Source organism: Sphingobacterium endophyticum (assembly GCF_009733535.1).
In the GTDB taxonomy this organism is placed as follows: Bacteria; Bacteroidota; Bacteroidia; order Sphingobacteriales; family Sphingobacteriaceae; genus Sphingobacterium; species Sphingobacterium endophyticum.
In genome coordinates, this window is sequence record NZ_SMMI01000035.1 from 1 (window position 1) to 5,886 (window position 5,886).

Here is a 5,886-nt window from a genome sequence, read left to right on the forward strand (position 1 = left end):
CTTAAAGAAATCAACCTCTTGATCTTCATTTAAAAATCCAACTTGCAATACTTCAGTTTTAATAGCACACAACATTTCATTTAGAAACAAAGTCATTTGATATGCTTCATCAGATGACCGTATCATTTGAGAAGAAATTTTGTCCTCCTTATGCCGAATTTCTGATAATATTTTACTCAATATAATTTCCATAGCATAGATGTTTTTAAAGTTTGCAGAATTTTATTCAGAACTCATCTAGTTCTTGGTATGCCAAAATTTGGAAATAATATTGAAACCAACACCACAGGTTTCCCCATATTGGGAAAGATTTTTTTGAATATTGTGTGCAAAAAGGGTAAAGCCTTATAGACTTTACCCTTTTATTTATTAAATTTGCAATGATGATTTACAAGGTAATTCAATGAAAGTAAGCGCAGTGTGCACCATTACTAAATCGTTACCGATAAAGTTTTTCACTATTGTAAGTTACTCTTTATTAGCCAATTTTGGCTATATTAATCTTTTTAGTAAAAAAGAGAAGATACATTTTGGCTAATTGTCCTAAATCCCCAGCTACCCAACAATGAAGTTATACTCCTTGTTTGCAAAAATTTATCCAGGATATTCTGAATAAAAACACTAAATTCCATCAAAAAAAACTTGCCCTTATTATTACTGATAATACATTTTCATTTACAGATATTGTTTTTTATATGATTCTGCATGAACATATTTTCTTACTTGTTGTAATACCGGATTCAGGAAGTGTTGAAGCATCACAAAACCCTTAATCATCAAAATTGCTGATTACATGATACTTGATAGCGGTTCCTTTACCAGCGACTGGAAAGGTGGTAACATTTGCAGGAAAATCGGACGCAGTTCGAGTTTCCTATAGCAGACCTGTATTAGCATCTAAAAGATCTTGTACTTTTATTAGCAAAATTTGCTTCTTTTGGAACAGTAACTATTAAAGTAATTCAGCGAATTGCTTCATAACTGTTTTGTTTCCATTCTTTATGTTTACGCTGAAGACTCTCCTAGATTAATACAACTTGTTCGTTAATTTTAAACTAGAAATTCCCGGTCTTTTTTTTCTTAATTGGACACTAATAATTTTTTATATTAATTTGCCTTTCCTGACTCTGATACCAATGGATGGTATTCATCTCTAATCTCAGAATTTGTCCAAAGATTTCTGTACCCAAAACACCATACAAAAGGATTATATAATCTGCTTTTCAATTCGCGATATCTCAATTTTTCAATTTTTACTTTTACATTTTCATTCCAATCGGGCTTTGTTTTTTTAAGACATTTGATCTAGAATTTTTTTGACATTCTCATCTTTAGACAGATCCCAATACCACCATTTATTAGGATCGTTCCTTTCTAATTTAAACCTCCGCTGATAAGAAACTCTAAATAAGCTTAAAAACAATTTCAGAACCTTTTCCTGCTCCCCAACTGGTAGCTCTGCAATCTTTTTCAAATTATGATAAGTTACCCCTTTGAGCAAAAGAACGCAGGGCGTAAATGTTGGTTTTAGGCCACTATCACGTATCGTATCGCCAATGTCTTCATCGGTAGGTTTTGATTGTAAAACCAAAAAGAGCAGGTCATTTAAAAATTTATTCCTATGCACCAGGTCAAACAACTGAAATTTATTGAGTAAAACTTCATAGCTAGTCAAACCCTGACCAAACTTATTTACCAGTATTTCATCTTGCAGTACCATATTTATTTTGGAAAAATTGTAATGAATGGTTTAGTTGGATCGACAGGCCCCTTGAAGATGTCTATCATCCTTGGTAAATTATCAATTTTAGATGGCGCTCCTGGCAATGAGTTCTTAATCTGCTTCCACTGCTTATTAGTCAAGCTTTCTATCACATAATCCCAATCCGAAGTAGCTTTAGCTGTACCACTAGCCCTACTGCCGACCACATTTATAGGCTTACCTATACGGGTTGCAGCATTTTCTATTCTTGCCAATTCACCTGCCCTTAATAAACTTTTTCCCGTTTTAGCGGCTTTTAAAGTTGTTGCTAATCCCCGAAAGCCTGCATATTCACCTGCTGCAAAGCCGAACCTTATCTCCGAATGAGCATCCCCTATACTTTGGTAAATATAAGATTTCATGCCCTCTTTTCTGTAAACTTCTATTGCGGCTTCAGCATTTTTTATTTCTCTTGCACTTATTGCTTAAAAAAAACTAGTTAAGAAAGAATTATTCATCCAAGTTGGTGGGCCCTGAGGCGGATCTTTCTGATCGCCACCTTGTCCAAAATGATCCATTACTTGTTCTAATTCAACTTTGTTTCCTGTTTTTTCATCAGTATATACTCCCACCTTTCCTCTATCATGTTCCTCCCAATTATAACGTGGGACCATACCATCAGGATCAATAAACATAATAGGATTATCGAACGCATAGTTGTAAGGTGAGTGCCTACGCACCTTCTCTGACATTGGATCCACCACGTTCCACCTTCCGATTTCCGCATCGTAGAACCTTGCCCCGTAGTCCAGCTGGTCCCCCAGCTCCGCCTGTCTCTCCTTGCCATTGTAAAGATAGCTGTTTATCCCTCCGGTTACAATAGCCCTGGTCTTGCCGAACGCATAATAGTCCTGTTTCTGTACGATGGTGGAGGTCGTATCCGTAGAGCCCTTTTTGATCACCGCCCGAACGTTGCCCAGGTGGTCCGTCAGGTTGTAGTGGAACACATACGTCCCGCTGCTGTTCTGCAGGTACCCCCCTTCCGTTACGATCAGGTCAATTGCCCGGGAACCCGCTCCCTCCTTCTTGTATTCAATGCCCCTGACATAGTCGCGCGTGGTCTGGATACCGCCAACATTCGAGTACTTCTGGAGCTTGGTGCCCAGGGCGTCGTACTGGTAGGATACCGAAACTCCCGTCCTGCTGGCCGTCTTGGGCAGGTTCAGGTGGTTATAGGTAAAGGCCGTACCCATCCGGTCCACTGTCGCATTGCCGTTCACATCATAGCTGTAGACCTTTGGCGTGCTGCCGATAAACCCTCCCGTAAGCCGGTCCAGACGGTTGCTCCGACCCGAGTTCAGATAGCCATATGCTGTCGTCTGTCCGTCCCGGTTCAGGCTCAGGATGTTGCCCATGTCGTCATAGACCAGCACCTCGCTCATCTCCCGGGCCCCGCTGCTCGTGCCGTTGGTCAGACGGTTCAATCTATCATAGCTGTAGCTGAACGTGCTCAGGGCATCCGAACCGTGGCGCCACTGCTGCCGCGAGATGTTCCCGTTGTACTGCACCGTTCCGTCATCCTGGTAGTTCAGCGTGACCGCCAGCTCCTTCGAGGCGATACGCCTGCCCCAGTCGGCAACCAGTTTACCCATTGTTGGCCGTGATTACAAGCTTGCCCCTGCTGATATCGATCTCAACCTTTTTGCCGCCGCTAAAGCCCATTTCCTCCAGCCATACGCCCAATAGCCGGAGTTCCGGCACAAACTTGCTCCCGTAGCTGAGGGAGCGGTATTTCAGCTGCAGTTTTGCGTTTCTGATCTCCTGATTGCCAAATCAAAAAAAATTACGTAAATAATATTGCATAAACGTAAACAATGATTTGTTTTTACAAAGAAGCTATTTTTTTATCAACTTTTGTTCCCTATTTTTGATAATATAAAAACGATTTCAAACACTTTTGTGCATTATCATGAACACAGGGGACAAGATTACCTCCCTTAAGAAGGTAAATATGCTTTCACAGGGAAACCTCGTGAAGATCGCAGGCGTGTCAAGGGAAATCATAGGTAGGTACGAGCGCGGAGAGGCATCACCGTCCATCGAGGTGGCAAGGAAGATCGCAGAGGGTCTCGAACCCTCGATAAAGGATAAGCTACTCTTTCTGGCAAATGCCATTATAAGGGATGCAAAGACCGGTAAAGCCTATGCGCAATAACACTGTATTTTAAAGTAGACATAACATTACACCATGTGGCCTTTCAAACCAAAGATGTCAATAACTCCTGAGGACAGGGAGTGGACCGAAGCAAACATCCTTTGGCTTAAGGAACAGTTTGGTCAGCACCCTGACATTATCACCCCAACAAAAGACAATTTTCCTTCCGATTTTTATGGAAGGGAAGCAGATATAAAACCAATATTAGATTTCGTATGTAAGCAAATCATGGTCTCTGTGGATGACATAGAATTACAATTTTTTGATGCATCACCCCTAATAGATGGCATTAGAATGGAAGAGGAAGAAGATTTACCTGAAGGTATCTATTATCAAAATGATAACGGTCGGCACGTAATAGCGTTGAACAATCAGCAATTGGCGGATTTCACGTCAGTTATTGCGACAATCGCACATGAAGTTGCCCACATCAAGCTATTGACTCTTGGAGATCCAGAGGAAGATGAAGAATACCTGACTGATTTGACAGCGATCTACTTTGGGTTTGGTATATTTATTGGTAATTCAACTTTTTCTTTTAATCAGTGGCAAGACGAATATCATCAAAAATGGTCTTTGAAACGAACCGGATACCTCCCCATTGAAGTTACAACCTACGCAATCGCATTACTTTATCCCAATTCCAGTAATTCTTACTGGACAGACTATCTTAAAAAAGACATAAAAAAACAGGTAGAACAAGCTCACAAATTCATCTACAGTTGAATGCTACTTGTTCTACTTAAACTATCTTGTATATATAGGTTTCCCTGGAAACCAATCGGCTCCGTTACCACCACATGTAAACAGAAAGTACAGCAAGATAACAATGTACAACAATATTGTAATACGCCATACAATGTGCAACTTTCCAGAGCCTTTATCGCTTTGTTCTTTCTTTTTACTTTTTATCTGCCTCCGATTCATAGACATAATATTAGCTTTTAGTGCATACTAGGAGAGATCGAGGGAAGTCTTTCTACCTTTTCCTTCTTCACAAATTCGCTTTTATTGTTGAGCCAGTAGTTAACTACTTTCTGTAATGGTGATGGACCAAAACTCGCTCGGGTAAATTCAACTCTGGTATTGTACTCCTTAATCTGTTTGGTCGCTTTGTCAAACGCTTCTTGAGAATTTATCGTACTAACATCAATGTCTGGTTTTGGTATTTTGGCGACAGCTAATTCAACCTTACTATTAAACTCCTGTTGCTTCTTATCAAACTGCTTTTGAACGCTAGGATCACTGAATGACACGGTATATCCTGTTCCTGATCTACTGACCCCTCCTGTTTTTTCCTGGGTAACGGTTTGTGTCATCGTTATTACTGCATCCGCAAACTCAATGGCTTTTGATAACGCTTGTCCAGCGGTATTATTATTAGTAATCTGTGGTGATGTTGCTTTTGAGTCAGTCTCATAAAGACTTATATAACTATGATTAGGTTCAATCTGTTCTCTGTAAAAAGTATTTGTTTGCCTATACCGATTAACAGATCTAGTATAAGTTGCCGTAGTCCTAAAAGACATTCTTTGATAATTGTTTCTCATATGCGCATAAGGAACCCTCCTCGGTGGACGAGGTTGCATCCCATCTGGATCGATAAAGCTTATTGGATTATTGAATGCATAGTTGTACGGAGAATGTCGTCGCATCTCTTCCGCCAGTGGATCCACCACGTTCCACCTACCTATCTCCGCATCGTAGAACCTTGCCCCGTAATCCAGCTGGTCCCCCAGCTCCGCCTGTCGCTCCTTGCCATTGTAAAGATAGCTGTTTATCCCTCCGGTTACAATAGCCCTGGTCTTTCCGAACGCATAATAGTCCTGTTTCTGTACGATGGTGGAGGCCGTATCCGTAGAGCCCTTTTTGATCACCGCCCGAACGTTGCCCAGGTGGTCCGTCAGGTTGTAGTGGAACACATACGTCCCGCTGCTGTTCTGCAGGTACCCCCCTTCCGTTACGATCA

General features: G+C 40.9%; 8 protein-coding genes and 1 pseudogene. 2 read left to right on the forward strand and 7 right to left on the reverse strand.

The window, feature by feature from the left end; translation table 11 throughout:
* From E0Y80_RS20355 to E0Y80_RS21055, 6 genes and pseudogenes are all read right to left on the reverse strand, one after another.
* A pseudogene (locus tag E0Y80_RS20355) lies at positions 1 to 192 on the reverse strand (RteC domain-containing protein); the annotation flags it as partial.
* Positions 193 to 1,291: 1,099 nt separating this feature from the next.
* Positions 1,292 to 1,720: a DUF5958 family protein gene (locus E0Y80_RS20360; RefSeq protein WP_156309485.1), complete on the reverse strand. Its 429-nt coding sequence runs from the start codon at positions 1,718 to 1,720 to the stop codon at positions 1,292 to 1,294.
* A 2-nt stretch (positions 1,721 to 1,722) separates the two neighbouring features.
* A complete protein-coding gene (locus tag E0Y80_RS20365) occupies positions 1,723 to 2,124 on the reverse strand; it encodes a nucleotidyltransferase family protein (RefSeq protein WP_156309486.1) in 402 nt (133 codons plus the stop codon).
* Between the two features lie 63 nt (positions 2,125 to 2,187).
* Positions 2,188 to 3,354, reverse strand: coding sequence for an RHS repeat domain-containing protein (locus E0Y80_RS20370; protein ID WP_156309487.1), 1,167 nt, complete (start codon positions 3,352 to 3,354; stop codon positions 2,188 to 2,190).
* Positions 3,347 to 3,424, reverse strand: coding sequence for a SymE family type I addiction module toxin (locus E0Y80_RS21050; protein ID WP_394350249.1), 78 nt, complete (start codon positions 3,422 to 3,424; stop codon positions 3,347 to 3,349). Before E0Y80_RS21050 ends, E0Y80_RS20370 begins: the two co-directional genes overlap by 8 nt.
* On the reverse strand, positions 3,414 to 3,539 hold the full coding sequence (locus E0Y80_RS21055; protein ID WP_394350250.1) for a hypothetical protein: 126 nt from the start codon (positions 3,537 to 3,539) through the stop codon (positions 3,414 to 3,416). Before E0Y80_RS21055 ends, E0Y80_RS21050 begins: the two co-directional genes overlap by 11 nt.
* 132 nt (positions 3,540 to 3,671) lie before the next feature.
* Between E0Y80_RS21055 and E0Y80_RS20380 the strand changes: the two genes are divergently transcribed.
* Both E0Y80_RS20380 and E0Y80_RS20385 read left to right on the forward strand, forming a co-directional pair.
* A complete protein-coding gene (locus tag E0Y80_RS20380; RefSeq protein ID WP_156309488.1) occupies positions 3,672 to 3,917 on the forward strand; it encodes a helix-turn-helix transcriptional regulator in 246 nt (81 codons plus the stop codon).
* 54 nt (positions 3,918 to 3,971) lie between these two features.
* Positions 3,972 to 4,643 carry a hypothetical protein gene (locus E0Y80_RS20385; RefSeq protein ID WP_156309489.1) on the forward strand — a complete coding sequence of 224 codons (672 nt, stop codon included), beginning with the start codon at positions 3,972 to 3,974 and terminating at the stop codon, positions 4,641 to 4,643.
* Between the two features lie 218 nt (positions 4,644 to 4,861).
* Here the strand turns inward: E0Y80_RS20385 and E0Y80_RS20390 are convergent.
* Positions 4,862 to 5,886, reverse strand: a 1,025-nt coding sequence (locus E0Y80_RS20390; RefSeq protein ID WP_197091703.1) for an RHS repeat domain-containing protein, incomplete at its 5' end; no start/stop codon positions are given.